Origin of the sequence: Rhizobium sp. ARZ01 (assembly GCF_014851675.1) — a bacterium.
Taxonomy (GTDB): domain Bacteria; phylum Pseudomonadota; class Alphaproteobacteria; order Rhizobiales; family Rhizobiaceae; genus Mycoplana.
Window position 1 is genome coordinate 310,802 of record NZ_JACVAE010000001.1, and the last position, 16,309, is coordinate 327,110.

The 16,309-nt window shown below is 61.4% G+C and carries 17 protein-coding genes and 1 pseudogene; 14 read left to right on the forward strand and 4 right to left on the reverse strand.

Annotated elements, in window-relative coordinates; genetic code table 11:
* Positions 1-16: 16 nt before the first annotated feature.
* The 3 genes from pdxH to IB238_RS01415 all read left to right on the forward strand — a co-directional run bounded on the left by pdxH (position 17) and on the right by IB238_RS01415 (position 2,742).
* Complete coding sequence (gene pdxH / locus IB238_RS01405; protein WP_192242804.1) at positions 17-637, forward strand: pyridoxamine 5'-phosphate oxidase; 621 nt, start codon at positions 17-19, stop codon at positions 635-637.
* Between the two features lie 320 nt (positions 638-957).
* Entirely contained in the window at positions 958-2,151 is a 1,194-nt protein-coding gene (locus IB238_RS01410; protein WP_192242807.1) for a DUF937 domain-containing protein, read from the forward strand.
* Positions 2,152-2,244: 93 nt separating this feature from the next.
* A complete protein-coding gene (locus tag IB238_RS01415) occupies positions 2,245-2,742 on the forward strand; it encodes a hypothetical protein (protein ID WP_192242810.1) in 498 nt (165 codons plus the stop codon).
* Positions 2,743-2,803: 61 nt separating this feature from the next.
* Here IB238_RS01415 and IB238_RS01420 read toward each other — a convergent pair whose 3' ends face one another.
* From IB238_RS01420 to IB238_RS01430, 3 genes are all read right to left on the reverse strand, one after another.
* Positions 2,804-3,859, reverse strand: coding sequence for a polysaccharide deacetylase family protein (locus IB238_RS01420; RefSeq protein WP_192242815.1), 1,056 nt, complete (start codon positions 3,857-3,859; stop codon positions 2,804-2,806).
* A gap of 98 nt (positions 3,860-3,957) precedes the next feature.
* A complete protein-coding gene (gene tldD / locus IB238_RS01425) occupies positions 3,958-5,373 on the reverse strand; it encodes a metalloprotease TldD (protein ID WP_192242849.1) in 1,416 nt (471 codons plus the stop codon).
* A 138-nt stretch (positions 5,374-5,511) separates the two neighbouring features.
* Positions 5,512-5,985, reverse strand: coding sequence for an invasion associated locus B family protein (locus tag IB238_RS01430; RefSeq protein ID WP_246723561.1), 474 nt, complete (start codon positions 5,983-5,985; stop codon positions 5,512-5,514).
* Between the two features lie 466 nt (positions 5,986-6,451).
* On the opposite strand from IB238_RS01430, the gene coxB reads away from it, so the two are divergent.
* The 11 genes from coxB to rnhA all read left to right on the forward strand — a co-directional run bounded on the left by coxB (position 6,452) and on the right by rnhA (position 15,720).
* Positions 6,452-7,336, forward strand: coding sequence for a cytochrome c oxidase subunit II (coxB, locus tag IB238_RS01435; protein WP_192242854.1), 885 nt, complete (start codon positions 6,452-6,454; stop codon positions 7,334-7,336).
* 19 nt (positions 7,337-7,355) lie between these two features.
* On the forward strand, positions 7,356-9,017 hold the full coding sequence (gene ctaD / locus IB238_RS01440) for a cytochrome c oxidase subunit I (RefSeq protein WP_192242857.1): 1,662 nt from the start codon (positions 7,356-7,358) through the stop codon (positions 9,015-9,017).
* Between the two features lie 90 nt (positions 9,018-9,107).
* A complete protein-coding gene (locus IB238_RS01445; protein WP_192242862.1) occupies positions 9,108-10,064 on the forward strand; it encodes a heme o synthase in 957 nt (318 codons plus the stop codon).
* Positions 10,064-10,207: a hypothetical protein gene (locus IB238_RS01450; RefSeq protein WP_192242865.1), complete on the forward strand. Its 144-nt coding sequence runs from the start codon at positions 10,064-10,066 to the stop codon at positions 10,205-10,207. The genes IB238_RS01445 and IB238_RS01450 overlap by 1 nt, the downstream gene beginning before the upstream one ends.
* Before the next feature lie 3 nt (positions 10,208-10,210).
* Positions 10,211-10,813 (forward strand): cytochrome c oxidase assembly protein, encoded by a 603-nt coding sequence (locus IB238_RS01455; RefSeq protein ID WP_192242869.1) that lies wholly within the window; start codon positions 10,211-10,213, stop codon positions 10,811-10,813.
* 60 nt (positions 10,814-10,873) lie between these two features.
* Positions 10,874-11,752, forward strand: coding sequence for a cytochrome c oxidase subunit 3 (locus tag IB238_RS01460; protein WP_192242872.1), 879 nt, complete (start codon positions 10,874-10,876; stop codon positions 11,750-11,752).
* A 212-nt stretch (positions 11,753-11,964) separates the two neighbouring features.
* Positions 11,965-12,348: a DUF983 domain-containing protein gene (locus tag IB238_RS01465; RefSeq protein WP_192242876.1), complete on the forward strand. Its 384-nt coding sequence runs from the start codon at positions 11,965-11,967 to the stop codon at positions 12,346-12,348.
* Positions 12,341-13,081, forward strand: a complete 741-nt coding sequence (locus IB238_RS01470; protein ID WP_192242879.1) for an SURF1 family protein — start codon at positions 12,341-12,343, stop codon at positions 13,079-13,081. Before IB238_RS01465 ends, IB238_RS01470 begins: the two co-directional genes overlap by 8 nt.
* Before the next feature lie 181 nt (positions 13,082-13,262).
* Entirely contained in the window at positions 13,263-14,270 is a 1,008-nt protein-coding gene (ispH, locus tag IB238_RS01475; RefSeq protein WP_192242897.1) for a 4-hydroxy-3-methylbut-2-enyl diphosphate reductase, read from the forward strand.
* Between the two features lie 44 nt (positions 14,271-14,314).
* Complete coding sequence (locus IB238_RS01480; protein ID WP_192242900.1) at positions 14,315-15,283, forward strand: homoserine kinase; 969 nt, start codon at positions 14,315-14,317, stop codon at positions 15,281-15,283.
* Positions 15,280-15,720 carry a ribonuclease HI gene (gene rnhA, locus IB238_RS01485; RefSeq protein ID WP_192242903.1) on the forward strand — a complete coding sequence of 147 codons (441 nt, stop codon included), beginning with the start codon at positions 15,280-15,282 and terminating at the stop codon, positions 15,718-15,720. The genes IB238_RS01480 and rnhA overlap by 4 nt, the downstream gene beginning before the upstream one ends.
* Positions 15,721-15,833: 113 nt before the next feature.
* Here rnhA and IB238_RS01490 read toward each other — a convergent pair.
* Positions 15,834-16,280, reverse strand: a pseudogene (locus tag IB238_RS01490) (GNAT family N-acetyltransferase); the annotation flags it as partial.
* Positions 16,281-16,309 lie beyond the last annotated feature (29 nt).

Consider the following 16,309-nt stretch of genomic DNA (forward strand, 5'->3'; position numbering starts at 1 on the left):
GGCATTGGATTCAAATATGAGCGACACAGAGTTAACAACCGGTGACTTTACCGAGGAAAGCGAACCGTTTTCCCTGTTCGGAAAATGGCTGAAGGACGCGGAAAAGAGCGAGCCGAACGATCCGAACGCCGTGGCGCTCGCCACTGTCGATGCTTCCGGCCTGCCAAATGTGCGCATGGTTCTCCTGAAGGGATTCGATGAACGCGGTTTTGTCTTCTACACGAATTTTGAGAGCCAGAAAGGGCAGGAGGTCCTCGGAGCGGGGAAGGCGGCCATGTGTTTCCACTGGAAATCGCTCCGGCGCCAGGTTCGTGTGCGTGGACCCGTCGAAGTCGTTTCCGATGCGGAGGCTGATGAATACTACGCATCCCGTCCGCGCGGCAGCCGCATAGGCGCCTGGGCCTCGAAGCAGTCCCGCCCGCTCGAGGGCCGCTTCGCGCTGGAGAAGGCCGTCGCCGAGTATACGGCGCGCTACGCGATCGGGGAAATTCCGCGCCCGCCCTATTGGTCGGGATTCCGCATCAAACCCGTCTCGATCGAGTTCTGGCACGATCGCCCCTTCCGCCTCCACGACCGGATGGAATTTCGCCGCGCAGCAGGCGGTGAGGGGTGGGAAAAGGTACGGATGTACCCCTGATGCCGCTCCTCCCATGCGCTGTCGCACGCCCATGCGCGATAGCGTTTGGATCGGGGCACTCGTTGCGAAATCGAGTATGTCCCGGTCATGCGGTCCGCAGTCGAGGAGGGAGGCGGGGTCGCTTCCCACCAGATCGCACGCACAGGCCGCGAACGCCCGCCGGAGTATACAACTCCAATTGGTGTGCTATATTTTTTATCAAGGCAGGAAAACATTGAGCCCGCAGTCCGATGGACCGCGCGTTGGATTATCGTTTCAAGACGACTTCGCACGCATCAGGGCAAGGCTGAATCCAAGGCACTCACGCGGAGGAGAATTCAATGGCCAGCAATCTTGTTTCCTATCTCATGCAGTTCTTGACCCCCGACGTGATTGCGCGACTGGCTGCTGCGCTCGGTCTTGACACCGACAAGGTCCAGCGCGGCGTTGCCGCGGCCGTACCGGCGGTGCTGGCGGGATTGGCCGGTGTCGCGGCCCAGCCCGGTGGGGCACAGAAGGTAGCGGATGCTGCCAGCCAGCAAAGCGGCGTTCTCGACAACCTCGGCGGCCTGCTCTCCGGCGGAAACCAGTCATCGCTCGTGCAAACGGGTTCGCAATTGCTGTCCTCGCTCTTAGGTGGCAACACCAGCGGCGCGCTGGCGAACGCGATCGGCAGCTATTCCGGTCTTGGCCAGAATGCTGGCGGTTCCTTGCTCGGCATGTTGGCGCCGCTAGTCATGGGCGGGATTGCAAAGAACGTTGGCAGTGACCTTTCTGCGAACGGTATTGCCGGCTTGCTGGCCGGACAGAAGGACAACATTGCGGCCGCCATGCCGACAGGCTTGAAGGACTTGCTGGGTGGCACGGGAGTGCTCGACTCACTCGGTGGGGCAGCCCGTTCGGCCTCAACAGCCGCTAGCGACGCTGCGGCGCGTGCCGCTGCTTCGGCAACAACAGCCGCTCGGTCGGCCACAGCCACAGCGCCAACCCCCACGCGCAGCAGCAACTGGCTCTATTGGCTGTTGGCAGCACTCGCGCTCCTGGCGATCCTCTACTACCTGTTCGGCCGGCCGGCCGAACGCACGGCGGAACAGACCGCCCCGGCACCCGAGACCCCAGCTCAGACTGAGACGCAGCCCGCCCAGCCGACGACACCGGCACCTGAGACACAGACCCAAACTCAGCCTGCTACGCCCGCCGCTCCGTCGCTGACGATCGGTGGCGTCGACGTTGGCAAGCAGGTCACCGATGCCATGCGGGAGCTGGAGACGACCCTGAACGGCGTCACGGATGCCGCGACCGCGCAGGCTGCCGTGCCCAAGCTTCAAACCGCGACTGACGCGTTCGACAAAGTTGGCGGTATGCTGGGGCAGCTTTCGGCGGAGCAGAAGACCATGTTGTCGGACCTCGTCAAACCCGGAATCACGAGCCTCAACGCCTTGTTCGACAAGGTTCTGGCGCTCCCGGGTGTCTCTGACGTGCTGAAGCCGACGATCGACACCTTGAAGGCAAAGCTCGCCGCGCTGGCGCCTTGACCTCGTAAAGAGCGATCGCCGGCCTGGGGCCGGCGGTGCTCTTTCGATCGGATTTTCCCGCACTTCTACCGCTGCTAGAGGAGGCGATCAGCCATGGCTGACAAATCGACTTTTACTCCCGATGAATGGAACCAACTTTTGCAAGGCGTGATGGCGGCGGGAATTGCCGTCACCGCCGCCGAACCGAGCGGTCTTTGGGGTATGCTGAAGGAGGGAATGGCGAGCAGCCGCGCTCTGCTACAGGCCAAGTCCGGTGCAGGATCGACGCAATTGATGACGGCTGTCGTCGAGAGCTTTGAGACCTCCGAAGGCCGCAATGCTGCCCGCGACGGGCTGCAAGCCGCACTGAAAGGCGCGAAATCCGACGAGATCAAGGCGAAATGCATCGAGTCGGTCCGTCAGGCGGCGGATGTCGTTGATGCCAAAGCGCCTGCAGATGCACCGGCCTTCAAGGCCTGGCTCCTTCAGATCAGCAAGGATGTCGCCGAAGCCTCCAAGGAGGGCGGGTTCCTCGGATTCGGGGGCACGCCAGTGAGCGAGGCGGAGAAGGCGACGGTCGGCGAGATCTCTTCAGCCCTCAAGCTTGCTTAGACGGTCTTCGAGCCGCACAGCCAGTCTCCGTGGAGGAGCATCGCCGCTTGGAATGCCGGGGTCAGCGGCGCAGGAGTCTGAACGGTATGCCGGACGCCAGCGCCGAAACATACTTGCGTTTTTGGTAGAGCCCGTTCAGCGAGATCCGCGGCAAGGCCATGGGCGTGTCGAAGCTTCGTGCGTCGAGTGTTCCGGGATCGGTCGTGACCGCAACCGTGAAGCCCAACTCGGCGGCAAGCCTGTGTTCGCGTTGGGAAACGGTGGGGCTGAAGCCGTATGGGTATGCGAAGGCAACGGGGCGGATGCCGGTGATGCATTCCAGCCGTTCGGCAGATGCCTGCATTTCTTCCCTTGCCTCGTGTTCGTCGAGCCGCGCCAGGGCGCGATGACTGATGGTATGAGCGCCGAGGGTGGCAAGCGGGTTCAGCACCAGGCTCTTCAGTTCCGGCTCGCGCATGATCAGTCGCTCGGTGATCAGCAGCGGGTCGACGTCGTTGGCCTTGGCCACGGCGTCGAGGGTCCTGATTGCGGTCGTCTCATCCCCGGAGTGAATGAACGCAGTGAATCGGGCGAAGGCAGCCTCTTTGTGCCGGTTGGTTGCCAAGGGCAGCGTCACCGGCCCGGAGCCGAAATCGAACTCGAGGTGCGGCAGGGCACGCAGGAGTTCGGTCAGGGTTTCCCACCAGATGCTGTGCGTACGGCAGGCGAAGCCCCCGGTGACAAAAACCGTGAACGGAACGCGATGCTCCGTGAAGACCGGCTGCGCGTGGAGGGCATTGTTTCGATAGCCATCATCGAGCGTGAAGGCTGCAAACCGCTCTTTGGGGCGAGCAATCGCCATCCGCGCGGCAAGCTGGTGCAGGGCAACGAACTGGTAGCCCTCGGCTGCGAGAAAGCGGATCGTTTCGTCAAGAAACTCCGGTGTGACTTCCAGATGAGCGTTGGGGTCGAAGGGATGCTCGACCTTCGGCCGCACATGGTGCAGCGTGAAGATCGCGCCACGACCACGCGCGGACGCCAACAGTCCTGCTCTGCCGGCCAGGTTCGATAGTTCCAGGCCGCCCGCAATGGCGGCGCGCTTGAGGCTCTGGCGCATAACATTTTGCAATGTCGACATCTGCGCTCCCTAGGCGATTCTCTTGCCGCCTTTATGCGGGTGCTATGGTATCCGCGCGGTTAACGCGCCTGGCGATGTCCGGCATTCGCGGACGTGATTCAGGCCTTCGTGCCGCCGACGGTGATCTGGTCCATCCGCAGATGCGGCTGGCCGACACCGACCGGAACGCTCTGCCCAGCCTTGCCGCACATGCCGATGCCGGTATCCAATTTGGAGTCGTTGCCGATCATCGTCACCCGGCGCATCGCCTCCGGGCCATTGCCGATGATCATCGCGCCTTTCACCGGCGCGCCGATCTTTCCGTCTTCGATCAGATAGGCCTCGGTGCAGCCGAAGACGAACTTGCCGGAGGTGATGTCAACCTGACCGCCGCCGAAGGAGACTGCGTAGATGCCGTTCTTCACCGAGGCGATGATCTCGTCCGGGGTCTTGTCGCCGGAAAGCATGTAGGTGTTGGTCATGCGTGGCATCGGGCTGTGGGCATAGGACTGGCGCCGGCCGTTGCCGGTCGCCTTCATGCCCATCAGGCGCGCATTCTGCCGGTCCTGCATGTAGCCGACCAGCTTGCCGTCCTCGATCAGCAGGTTGTAGCCGGAGGGGGTGCCCTCATCGTCGATGGTCAGCGAGCCGCGGCGCGCCTCGATCGTCCCGTCGTCAACGACCGTGACACCCTTTGCTGCCACCTGCTCGCCGAGCAGCCCGGAAAAGGCCGAGGTTTTCTTGCGGTTGAAGTCGCCCTCGAGGCCGTGGCCGACGGCCTCATGCAGCATGACGCCGGGCCAGCCTGACGAAAGCACGACGTCCATTGTGCCTGCCGGCGCCTCGATCGCCTCCAGGTTCACCAGCGCCTGTCGCAACGCTTCGTCTGCGCCGTGCTGCCAGCTTTCCGTGGTCAGGAATTCGCCGAAGCCGCGGCGTCCGCCCATTCCGAATGAACCGCTCTCCTGCCGGTCGCCTTCGCCGACGACGACGGAGATATTGATGCGCGTCATGGGGCGAATGTCGGTGACCTTGTGGCCATCGGCCCGCAGGATGTTGACCACCTGCCAGCTTGCCGCGATCGACGCAGTGACCTGGCGGACCTTCGGTTCCTTGCTGCGCAGGTAGGCGTCGATATCCTGCAGCAGCGCCACCTTCTCTTCGAAAGTCGGGCTGCCGATTGGGTTTTCCGGCCCATAGAGGCGGCGGTTCGTGCCCTGCGGGGCCGCCGCGTAAGTGCCGGCATATCCGCGCGTAACCGCTGCTGCGGCATCCGCTGCCCGCTTCAGCGCCGAGAGCGACATTTCCCCCGAATGCGCGTAGCCGACGGCTTCGCCCGCAACCGCGCGCAGCCCAAACCCCTGGTCCGTGTTGAAGCTGCCGCCCTTTAGGCGCCCGTTGTCGAAGGTCAGCGACTCCGCCTGGGCGTGCTCGAGATAGAGTTCGCCATCGTCCGCGTTTGCAAGCGTCTGGCTGAGGACCTTGCGCACGGCCGCTTCGTCGGCGTCAAATAGGGAGAGGAGATCGGTGTTCATGGGGAGCTCCGCGGGCGATATCGTTTTGCCCACCATGTAGAGAGCCGGTCGGAAAACGACAAGCTTTCACCTGTTCAGCGGGTTCAGTTGGGCGTCAACGGGATAGCGGTGTGCTGTACCTGTCAGGTCCGAGTGCGCTTAAGGCAGGGCGTCATAACCCTCGCCGAACCCCTTCAGGTCGACGGGAATGCCGATGCCCTCTTCGGGTGACTGGAAGACGATGAAGGTGGCAGTCGCGCCGGAGCGGAAGGTCTTCAAAAGCTCCTCCTCCAGGACGACTTCCGCATAGCAGCCGTCAGAGAAGCAGCGGACGAAATAGGCACGGCCGATGTCCTTGCCGTCGACGTTGAGGCCAAGCCCGTTCGGCAGCAGAACGCCAAGCGGCGCAAGCACGCGCAGGATCTTCGCCTTGCGGTCGGCCGTTTTCAGGACGACGACCGAAAGGCCGACCTCGGGACGGTCCTCCGCGATCACGTTTTGCATCAGGGCGCATTGTTCGGCCGAAGCGCCGGCCGGCTGGTCGCACACGATCGACCATGCGCCATGGTTGGATTTCACCGTGCCCGGCTGTTGCTGTGCCTGAGAAAGAGCAGGCGAGCTCACCGCGACCATGGCTAGAGCGGCAAAGGCGCCAAACGTCCTGGCCAGACGCGAAGGGGAACCGGAACCCATGAGAACCTCGAAATCTCGAATCATACGCGCCATTCTTGAATAGCGATGGCAGAAAATAAAAGCCCCTAGCGCTCTTTTCCAGTCTATGCGGCGGAAATTGGACGTCGTAGCCGAATCTTTGCGCAAGCGGGCTTGCCACATGACAATTCGTCGTGGCGGTGGGCAAACTTCACACCTCTGTCTGTCTGGGTCGCACTCCGGTTGAGGGGCCACCAGCGGCCCCAATTATAAAGAGTCTGGTGAAAATTTGGCTGTCGGCCCTCCAGACTTGCGTTTGCGCAAAAATGACGCATGGGCATTCATCCGAGGCGGTTGCGGCGAGCCGGAAACTGTGATTTTAAGCACTCAGCATTGCAGGATTCTGCGCGTTGTTTGATCCCAATCAAACACTTTGGGGAGATATGTTGTGATAAAGAAAGCTTTTGCAGCGTTGGCCGCCATTGGCTGTTCGCTGTTTGCTTCGAGTGCCCTGGCCGATCAGCCAGTCGATTGGCAGAAGGGACTCCAGCCTGCCGCCACCTCGATCATGGAAGAGATTCGCTGGTTCGAGCATTATACCCTGTGGTTTATTGTCCCGATCACGCTCCTAGTGCTTCTTCTCCTCGTCGTCGTTGTGGTGAAGTTCCGTGAGGGCGCGAACCCGGTTCCGTCCAAGACCAGCCATAACACAGCAATCGAGGTTATCTGGACCATCGGTCCGGTGATCGCGCTTCTGTTCCTGGCCGTTCCTTCGTTCCAGTTGCTGACCAAGCAGCTGGCGCCGACGGAAGAGCCGGAGCTGACGGTCAAGGCGACCGGCTTCCAGTGGTACTGGGGTTATGAGTACCAGGTTGGCGACAGCCCGCTCTCCTTCGACTCCCTCCTCCTGCAGGACGCCGACCGCGCCGCTGCCGGCAAGGAAGACAGGGCGGTCTATCCGCGTCTCCTCGCCGTCGACAACGAGTTCGTCGTTCCCGTCGGCAAGCACGTTCGCCTTCTGGTGACCGGCGCAGACGTCATCCACGCTTTCGCCATGCCGTCCTTCGGCATCAAGATCGACGCCGTTCCTGGTCGCATGAACGAGACCTGGTTCAAGGCCGATCGTGAGGGTCTCTTCTATGGTCAGTGTTCCGAGCTGTGCGGCAAGGATCATGCCTACATGCCGATCGCCGTTCGTGTCGTCTCGCAGGAAAAGTTCGACACCTGGCTTGCCGCCGCTGCGACCAATGTCGGCGAGGCCAACAAGGCTCTGATGGCATCCATCGACGGTGAAAAGAAAACCGTCGACGTCGCCCAGAACGCCGCGCAGTAATTCCAAGGGAGTGCAATCCATGGCCGGAACAACCGCTGCCCACGATGACCACGGTCATCACGAACACAAGCCCTCGTTCTTTGTCCGCTGGTTCCTCTCTACGAACCACAAGGACATTGGAACGCTCTATCTGATCTTCGCGATCATCGCCGGTATCATCGGTGGCGGGCTTTCAATCTTCATGCGTGCCGAGCTGCAGGAGCCGGGCATCCAGATCTTCCACGGCCTGGCCTCAATGGTCTACGGCTATGAAGGTGATGCTGCCATCGACGGCGGCAAGCACATGTTCAACGTCTTCACGACGGCGCACGCCCTCATCATGATCTTCTTCATGGTGATGCCGGCGTTGATCGGCGGTTTTGCCAACTGGATGGTGCCGATCATGATCGGTGCGCCGGACATGGCGTTCCCGCGCATGAACAACATCTCGTTCTGGCTGATCGTACCGGCCTTCCTGCTCGTGCTGCTCTCAATGTTCGTTGAAGGGCCGGCAGGCGCCTATGGCGCGGGTGGTGGCTGGACGCTCTATCCGCCGTTCTCGACCTCCGGCATGCCCGGTCCCGCCATGGACTTTGCTATCCTTGGCATCCACATTGCCGGTGCGTCGTCGATCCTCGGTGCGATCAACTTCATCACCACGATCCTCAACATGCGCGCGCCCGGCATGACGATGCACAAGATGCCGCTCTTTGCCTGGTCAGTGCTGATCACCGCTTTCCTGCTGCTGCTCTCGCTGCCGGTTCTGGCGGGCGGCATCACCATGCTGCTGACCGACCGCAACTTCGGTACGGCTTTCTTCGCGCCGGAAGGCGGCGGTGACCCGATCCTCTACCAGCACCTGTTCTGGTTCTTCGGTCACCCGGAAGTGTACATCCTGATCCTGCCCGGCTTCGGCATTGTCAGCCACATCATCTCGACCTTCTCGCGCAAGCCGATCTTCGGCTACCTGGGCATGGCCTATGCCATGGTCGCGATCGGCGCCGTCGGCTTCATCGTGTGGGCGCACCACATGTACACCGTCGGCCTGTCGCTCGACACGCAGCGCTACTTCGTCTTCGCAACGATGGTCATCGCCATTCCGACGGGCATCAAGATCTTCTCGTGGATCGCGACGATGTGGGGCGGCTCGATCCGCTTCACCACTCCGATGGTCTGGTCGATCGGCTTCATCTTCCTCTTCACCGTCGGTGGCGTCACGGGCGTTCAGCTCGCCAACGCCGGCCTCGACCGTGCCCTGCACGACACCTACTATGTGGTTGCTCACTTCCACTACGTTCTGTCGCTCGGCGCCGTCTTCGCGATCTTCGCGGCCTGGTACTACTGGTTCCCGAAGATGACCGGCTACATGTACTCCGAGTTCATCGGCAAGCTGCACTTCTGGGTCATGTTCATCGGCGTGAACCTCGTGTTCTTCCCGCAGCACTTCCTGGGTCTGGCCGGCATGCCGCGCCGCTACATCGACTACCCGGATGCGTTTGCCGGCTGGAACAAGGTCTCCTCCTACGGCTCCTACATTGCAGCCTTCGGCGTGCTGATCTTCCTCTTCGGTGTCTTTGAAGCGTTCGCGCGCAAGCGGGTCGCCGGCAACAACCCATGGGGTGAGGGTGCGAACACGCTCGAGTGGCAGCTGTCGTCGCCCCCGCCGTTCCACCAGTGGGAACAGCTCCCGAAGATCAAGTAAGGTCCTACACGAACACGGAGGCCGCCGTTCAACGGCGGCCTCTCCAGATACCAGGCCGAAGGTGTCGGCCCCAGCGATTAGACAGGCAATATGGCAATCATCGATCATCACGAAGCGACTGCGGAGGGCGGGGACATGGTCCTCTCTGAGGCGACAGCACGGGATTTTTTCGAGCTCCTGAAGCCGCGCGTCATGTCGCTCGTCGTCTTCACGGCGTTTGCCGGCCTTGTGCTGGCGCCCGGCAACATCAATCCGGTTATCGGCCTGATCGCCATTCTCTGCATTGCGGTCGGCGCCGGCGCGTCGGGTGCACTCAACATGTGGTACGACGCAGACATTGACGCTGTCATGTCGCGCACCGCAAAACGTCCCATTCCTTCCGGCCGTGTCCAGCCGCGCGAAGCGCTCGCCTTCGGGCTGACGCTGTCCGCCTTCTCGGTTGTGATCCTCGGTCTCGCGGTCAACTGGCTTTCCGCCGGTCTGCTCGCCTTCACCATCTTCTTCTATGCCGTGATCTACACGATGTGGCTGAAGCGCTCGACGCCGCAGAACATCGTTATCGGCGGAGCCGCCGGCGCATTCCCGCCGATGATCGGCTGGGCCTGCGTGACGAACGGCGTTTCCATCGAGAGCATCGTCCTTTTCCTCATCACCTTCCTCTGGACGCCGGCGCATTTCTGGGCGCTCGCACTGTTCAAAATGCGCGACTACGGCGCTGTCGGCGTGCCGATGTTGCCGAACGTGGCAGGTGAGAAGACCACGAAGCACCAGATCCTGATCTATGCGGTGCTTACGGCCATCATCTCCGTGGTGCCGAGCTGTCTTGGCTTTGCGAGCTTCGGCTACGGCATCTTTGCCGCCGCCATGGGTGCCGCATTCGTCTGGTATTCGATCGGCGTGCTGCGTATGCCGGAAGAAGATCGCGTCATGGTTCCGGCGAAGAAGCTGTTCGGCTATTCGATCTTCTACCTCTTCGCCATCTTTTCCGGCCTGATGATCGATCACGCCGTCATGGCTGCCGGCTGGACGGCAGGATGGAGTTTCTGATGGAAACCATTGCTCTCAACGACAAGCAGAAGAAGTCGCGGCGCGGTCGCAATGTCGCGCTCGCCGTGACACTCGCCGGCCTTGTGGTCCTTTTCTACATCATCACGCTGGTGAAATTCGCCGGCGGCGGTATGGCGGGCTGAAGCATGTCGGATATCAAAGCCAGCAAGAAGCAGAAGAAGGGTAACGGCACGATCGTCGCGGTTTGCCTGACGTTTGTCGTCGGCATGCTCGGCATGGCCTATGCCGCCGTTCCGCTCTACGACATGTTCTGCAAGGTGACCGGCTACGGCGGAACGACGCAACGCGTCGAGCAGGCGTCCTCCGTCATCCTCGACAAGAAGATCAAGGTTCGTTTCGATGCCAATACCGGACCGGGTCTGCCGTGGACCTTCGAACCCGTCCAGCGCGAGCTCGAGCTGAAGATCGGCGAGACCGTGCAGGTCATGTACAAGGCACGCAACACTTCGAATGCCGACGCGACCGGGCAGGCGACGTTCAACGTCACGCCGCAGGCGGCCGGTGCCTACTTCAACAAAGTGGAGTGCTTCTGCTTCACCGAGACGACGTTGAAGCCCGGCGAGGAGATGGACATGCCGGTTGTGTTTTTCGTCGATCCGGCGATCGTCGAACCGGTCGAGACCAAGGACATTCATACCATTACGCTTTCCTACACTTTCTTTCCGCACGAGAAGACGAAGCCGGTGGCTTCGGCGGACAAGGCCGATGAGGAAACGAGCAAACTTTGAAAGACACGCGTTTCCGGCTAAGCCGGGGACGAGAACGCGATACATTCGGGGATGACTGACATGGCGCAAGCGCATCAGAAGAATCACGACTACCACATCATCGATCCAAGCCCGTGGCCGCTCCTGTCATCGATCGGCGCTTTCGTGCTGGCGATCGGCGGCATCATCTACATGCGCTACCTCGCTGGCGGCTCCTTGAAGATCTTCGGCCTGGAGATGGCCAACCCGTGGGTCTTCGTGATCGGTCTCGCGATCACGCTTTACTCGATGTACGGCTGGTGGGCCGACACGATCAAGGAAGGCAACGAGGGTCACCACACCCGCGTTGTGTCGCTGCACCTGCGCTACGGCATGATCATGTTCATCGCTTCCGAAGTGATGTTCTTCGTGGCCTGGTTCTGGGCGTTCTTTGATGCCAGCCTCTTCCCGGGCGAGGCCATCCAGGCTGCGCGTGTCGAGCATACCGGTGGCGTCTGGCCGCCGAAGGGCATCGAGGTTCTCGATCCCTGGCATCTGCCGCTCTACAACACCATCATCCTGCTTCTGTCCGGCACCTGCGTGACCTGGGCGCACCATGCGATCCTGCACAACGATCGCAAGGGCCTCATTCAGGGTCTCACCCTGACGGTCCTGCTCGGTATCCTATTCTCGTTCGTTCAGGCTTACGAATACGCGCACGCTCCGTTCGCCTTCAAGGATTCGATCTACGGCGCGACCTTCTTCATGGCGACCGGCTTCCACGGCTTCCACGTTCTGGTCGGCACGATCTTCCTGCTGGTCTGCCTGTTCCGGGCGATCGGCGGCGCGTTCACGCCAAAGCAGCACTTCGGCCTCGAGGCGGCTGCCTGGTACTGGCACTTCGTCGACGTCGTCTGGCTGTTCCTCTTCTTCTCGATCTACATCTGGGGAAGCTGGGGTGCGGCCATCGCCCACGGCTGATAAGCCATCATATCGTTCAGGGACGGCCGCAGCAATGCGGCCGTTTCTCGTTGAGGCAAGGTCGCTATGTCGCATCCGCTTTGTTGGACGCGCGGCGTAGATAGGCTTACGCTTATTTGACAATTGGCACGTGGCGCTGAGCGGCGGATCTTGGTTTCAAAGTAGATCCGGTGCTTCGCAGCCGGGCCGTAAGCGCTATCCGGAGTTTGACGATGAATGAAGACAGGGCCCACTTTCCGCCGGTCGAACCGTTTTCGACCGGGATGCGCGGTCATTGTCCGCGCTGCGGACAGGGGAAGCTTTTCGACGGGTACCTGAAGGTCAAGCCGCGCTGTGCCGCCTGCGGGTTAGACAACGCGTTCGCCGACTCCGGTGATGGACCCGTCGTTTTCGTTCTTCTGATCGTGGGCTTCGTCGTTCTCGGTCTCGCCTTGTGGATGGAGGTCAATCTCAGTCCGCCACTCTGGCTGCACTTCCTGCTGTGGATTCCGCTCGCAACCGTGTTCGGCCTGGTGCTGACACGCATGTTGAAGGGTGTGCTGATCGCACTCCAGTATCGCAACAAAGCGCGGCCCGGTGAGATTGACCGTGGCTGAGGCGCAGCCGCGGGCACGCGGTCCCGTGCGGAAGATTCTGGCGGCACTGGTATGGGTTGCTGCACTTGCAACGCTGCTGTCGCTTGGAACCTGGCAGGTGCAGCGGCTTGCCTGGAAGGAAAAGCTGCTCGCAGACATATCCGAGCGGAGGACAGAGGAACCTGTCACGCTCGAAGCAATCGAGGCGATGGAAAGGACAGGCGGCGACATCGAGTATCGGCCGCTATCGGTCACCGGCACTTTCGATCACGACAAGGAGCGACACTTCCTCGCCACCTGGAACGGCCAGTCCGGCTATCATGTCTACACGCCGCTGCTGCTGGCCGACGGGCGATACGTCTTCATCAACCGCGGCTTTGCACCCTTCGAGAAGAAGGAGGCAAGGACCCGAGGGGAGGGACAGATTGCGGGCGGACAGACATTGAGCGGGCTGGCGCGCGAGAAACTCGACGGGAAACCCTCATCGCTCGTTCCGGACAATGATATTTCCAAGAACGTATTTTACTGGAAGGACCTTGATGCGATGGCCGCGAGCACCGGCATCGCGCCTGCGAACCTCGTGCCGTTCTTCATCGACGCGGACAGCGCGACCAATCCGGGCGGGCTTCCAGTTGGCGGTGTGACCCAGTTCGAGATGCCGAACAATCATCTGCAATATGCGCTGACCTGGTATGGCCTGGCGCTGGCAATGGTGGGCGTGAGCGGCGTCTACATCTGGCGTGCGCGTCGGTAATGACACGTGGACACGCTTCGCGACTTTCATCGCTGGTGATTTATGCTAAATCCGACATGCCCCCTGCAATGAAACCCGGTTGCTGATGACTCGCCAATCTATTCGTACTGCTGACAGCGCTGATGCAACGACGCCTTACTCGCAATCATCGCACTCTTCTTCGTATCGGTGACACTCTGACATGGCTTCCACAACCGCACTTTCCCCCCTGACGATCCGTCTTTGCGGCCCGCGCGGCTTCTGCGCCGGCGTCGACCGGGCGATCCAGATCGTCGTACTGGCGCTGAAGGCCTATGGCGCCCCGGTCTATGTCCGCCACGAGATCGTCCACAATCGCTATGTCGTGGAAGGCCTTGAGGCGAAAGGCGCCATCTTTGTCGAGGAACTGGATGAAATCCCCGAGGAACACCGCGCTCAGCCGGTCGTGTTTTCCGCTCACGGCGTGCCGAAATCGGTGCCCGAGGATGCGGTTGCGCGCAGCCTCTTCTATCTGGACGCCACGTGCCCCCTGGTCTCCAAGGTGCACAAGCAGGCGATGCGTCACCAGCGCCTCGGCCGCCACGTCATCCTGATCGGTCACGCCGGTCATCCCGAGGTGATCGGCACGATGGGGCAACTGCCGGAGGGCTCAGTCTCGCTGGTTGAGACCGTCGAGGACGCCGACGCCTATGTGCCAGCCGACCCGGACAATCTCGGGTTCGTCACCCAGACGACACTGTCGGTCGACGACACCGCCGGCGTCATCGCACGCTTGAAGGAGCGCTTCCCCAACCTGACCGCGCCCGCAGCCGATTCGATCTGCTATGCGACGACGAACCGGCAGGAAGCGGTGAAGCAGGCCGCTCCCGGCTGCGACCTGTTCCTTATCGTCGGCGCGCCGAACTCGTCCAATTCCAAGCGTCTCGTCGAAGTCGCACTGCGCGCGGGTGCAAAAAAATCGTTGCTCGTTCAGCGCGCGGCGGAAATCGACTGGAATGAACTCGGCGAAATTCGTACCGTCGGTCTGTCGGCAGGTGCTTCGGCGCCGGAGGTTATCGTCGACGAGATCATCGAGGCGTTCCGTGCCCGATATAAAACAACGGTGGAGCTTGCCGAGACTGTCGAGGAAACAGAGCATTTCCTCGTCAACCGCGAGCTCCGCAACATGGAACTGACGACGGCCGACATGGCCTTCGTCAATGGGGAATAGGATTAAGGCTTGCCTCCCGGGCCTTCGATCGTGAGCTGAAAAATTTGGCAGTTTATACCGATATCACAGAGGACGACCTCGCCCGCTTCCTGACCGAGTACGAGGCGGGCACGCTGCTTTCCTACAAGGGCATTGCGGAAGGGGTCGAGAATTCGAACTTTCTCCTGCACACGACGAAGGGCGCCTTCATCCTGACGCTCTATGAAAAGCGTGTCGATCCGAAAGACCTGCCGTTCTTTCTGGGGCTGATGCACCATCTCGCCGATCGCGGTCTCAATTGCCCGCTGCCCTTGTCGCGGAAGGATGGCGAACTTCTCGGCGAACTCTCCGGCCGCCCGGCCGCGATGATCACGTTCCTCGAGGGTACATGGCTGCGCAAGCCTGCGGCGAAGCACTGCCGTGAGGTCGGAAGGGCGATGGCGGACATGCACGTCGCCGGTCAGGGCTTCACGCTGACCCGTAAGAACGCGCTTTCCGTGGATGGCTGGCGCCCCTTGTGGGAGAAGTCTGCCGATCGCGCCGACGAGGTGGAGCCCGGCCTGCAGGACGAGATTGCCGAAGAGCTCGCCTATCTCGAAAGCCACTGGCCAAAGACGTTGCCGCATGGTGTGATTCACGCCGATCTCTTCCCGGACAACGTCTTCTTTATCGGCGATCAGCTTTCCGGCCTGATCGATTTCTATTTCGCCTGCAACGACAGCTATGCCTATGACGTTTCCATCGGCCTGAACGCCTGGTGCTTCGAAAAGGACGGCTCGTTCAACCTGACCAAGGGCATGGCGCTTCTCGATGGCTACGAACAGGTGCGTCCGCTGAACGGCGCCGAGCTGAAGTCGTTGCCGCTGCTTGCACGCGGCTCGGCACTGCGATTCTTCCTGACGCGCCTCTATGACTGGCTGATGACGCCGCCTGGTGCTCTGGTGGTCAAGAAGGACCCGCTCGAATATCTGCGCAAGCTGCGCTTCCACCGGCAGATCAAGTCAGCCGAAGAGTACGGCCTGGTGCATCGATGAAACACGTGGATATCTTCACCGACGGTGCCTGTTCGGGCAATCCGGGACCGGGCGGCTGGGGCGCGGTGCTGCGCTATGGCGAGGTCGAGAAGGAGCTTTCCGGCGGCGAGCCGCAGACGACGAACAACCGCATGGAGCTTTTGGCGGCAATCTCCGCTCTGGACGCTTTGAAGGCGTCCTGCGAGGTCGATCTCTACACGGACTCGAAATACGTCATGGACGGCATCGAGAAGTGGATCCACGGCTGGAAGAAGAACGGCTGGAAGACGGCCGACAAGAAGCCGGTGAAGAACGGCGAGCTCTGGCAGGCGCTGGATGAGGCTCGGCGGCGCCACAAGGTGACGCTCCACTGGGTCAAGGGCCACGCCGGCCACCCGGAAAACGAGCGCGCCGACGAACTCGCCCGCATGGGCATGGAGCCGTTCAAGAAGCGGTGAGGGCGGTCCCTCCGGCAAGCTGGTGCTTGGAGTAGATAGCGCTGGTGAATGACTTCTTCACCGCGCGATGATGACACCTTGCGGACGGTGTCTAAGGGGCAAAAACCTGGCTTGAGCAGCACCTTGCCGGATGCCGGATTGTCGGCGGCATGGCCTGACCATAACTCCGAAAGTGCCGCCTTCCCGAAGGCAAAGTTCACGACGGCCTGCGCCGCCTCTGATGCATATCTATGCCCCCAGCTAGACTTCTCAAACCAGTATCCCAGTTCGCACGCGCTGCCGGAGATTTCATCAACATCGGCCAGCCCGATGAGGCGGCCCCGCAGTTCGACCGCGAAGCGAAAGGCCTCCCCTGCAATCCACTCGCGTTGATAATCGGCGAACCAGTTCCGGATATCCTCCCGAACAGGCGGAAAGGAAGCCATGCGCAACGTGCGCGTTACGTCCCAGTCGGACTGGATCTCGAACGCGCGATCTGCATCGGAAGCCGCCGTCGGCCGCAGGACAAGGCGATCCGTGGAAATCCGCACAAGAGGGCTTGCAGAGAAACTCATTCGCATCCCGTAAAACGCCGCTCGAGACAGGGGTC

What these genes read in the sequence shown, in the direction of transcription:
- IB238_RS01445 (WP_192242862.1), top strand. Translation starts at nt 9,108, where the DNA reads ATGGCAATCATCGATCATCACGAAGCGACTGCGGAGGGCGGGGACATG.
- rnhA (WP_192242903.1), top strand. Translation starts at nt 15,280, where the DNA reads ATGAAACACGTGGATATCTTCACCGACGGTGCCTGTTCGGGCAATCCG.
- IB238_RS01420 (WP_192242815.1), bottom strand. Translation starts at nt 3,859, where the DNA reads ATGTCGACATTGCAAAATGTTATGCGCCAGAGCCTCAAGCGCGCCGCC.
- IB238_RS01455 (WP_192242869.1), top strand. Translation starts at nt 10,211, where the DNA reads ATGTCGGATATCAAAGCCAGCAAGAAGCAGAAGAAGGGTAACGGCACG.
- pdxH (WP_192242804.1), top strand. Translation starts at nt 17, where the DNA reads ATGAGCGACACAGAGTTAACAACCGGTGACTTTACCGAGGAAAGCGAA.
- ispH (WP_192242897.1), top strand. Translation starts at nt 13,263, where the DNA reads ATGGCTTCCACAACCGCACTTTCCCCCCTGACGATCCGTCTTTGCGGC.
- IB238_RS01460 (WP_192242872.1), top strand. Translation starts at nt 10,874, where the DNA reads ATGGCGCAAGCGCATCAGAAGAATCACGACTACCACATCATCGATCCA.
- IB238_RS01465 (WP_192242876.1), top strand. Translation starts at nt 11,965, where the DNA reads ATGAATGAAGACAGGGCCCACTTTCCGCCGGTCGAACCGTTTTCGACC.
- IB238_RS01410 (WP_192242807.1), top strand. Translation starts at nt 958, where the DNA reads ATGGCCAGCAATCTTGTTTCCTATCTCATGCAGTTCTTGACCCCCGAC.
- IB238_RS01450 (WP_192242865.1), top strand. Translation starts at nt 10,064, where the DNA reads ATGGAAACCATTGCTCTCAACGACAAGCAGAAGAAGTCGCGGCGCGGT.
- ctaD (WP_192242857.1), top strand. Translation starts at nt 7,356, where the DNA reads ATGGCCGGAACAACCGCTGCCCACGATGACCACGGTCATCACGAACAC.
- IB238_RS01415 (WP_192242810.1), top strand. Translation starts at nt 2,245, where the DNA reads ATGGCTGACAAATCGACTTTTACTCCCGATGAATGGAACCAACTTTTG.
- IB238_RS01430 (WP_246723561.1), bottom strand. Translation starts at nt 5,985, where the DNA reads ATGGTCGCGGTGAGCTCGCCTGCTCTTTCTCAGGCACAGCAACAGCCG.
- tldD (WP_192242849.1), bottom strand. Translation starts at nt 5,373, where the DNA reads ATGAACACCGATCTCCTCTCCCTATTTGACGCCGACGAAGCGGCCGTG.